At 40.6% G+C, this 657-nt stretch carries 1 protein-coding gene; it reads right to left on the minus strand.

Translation table 11 applies throughout. The annotated features are described in order from the left end of the window. Positions 1-101 precede the first annotated feature (101 nt). Positions 102-657: helix-turn-helix domain-containing protein (locus MTBBW1_RS27365; protein ID WP_139786949.1), on the minus strand; the 556-nt coding region annotated here is incomplete at its 5' end.

Here is a 657-nt window from a genome sequence, read left to right on the forward strand (position 1 = left end):
CTACTTGTAACAATACGTTTTGTTTTACTGCATTGTCGTTTTGGCATTTGTGGCGAGTCCCCTGATTGGTAAAGTTTTAACCGATTATGCCTCATTTTTAACTAAACCACAAAATAAATTAGAATCAGGAAAAAACAGCCTCTTATCTCTGTTAGTAAGTAAGTAATATCCCAAGACCACACTTGATTTGGCCCATTAGCACAATAGGATTCAGGACGTTTTCTGCTTACAGCACGGCTTGCAAGACGATGCTTATTCATTCTCAAATCTTTGAGAACCCTGTACATGGTAGATTCAGAACCTACATAAACGCCTTGATCAGCAAGTTTAGGAACAATCTGATGAGGTGTGCAATCCGAAAACTCCGGAGAGGTTAGTATCTCAATTATCTGCATTTTTTCAGATTGAGATATCTTGTTACCGGGTTTCTTACCAGATCCTTTACGCTGATCATCAATTCCATGCTTCTCCCAACGCTGAACAGTACGAATGGGTAATCCCAAAAGTTGGGCAGCTAAATGCTTACGTGCTCCAGCATCACACGCTTCCCCTATTAGAGATAACGCTTCTTCTTTGTCTTCTTTGTTAATCAATCTCCCTTGGCATCCCCCCAAATTAAGTCCGCTTTTTTTTTGAGAACCAAGAGAGCGGCAGTCT

The sequence above is a fragment of the Desulfamplus magnetovallimortis genome, assembly GCF_900170035.1.
Classification (GTDB): domain Bacteria; phylum Desulfobacterota; class Desulfobacteria; order Desulfobacterales; family Desulfobacteraceae; genus Desulfamplus; species Desulfamplus magnetovallimortis.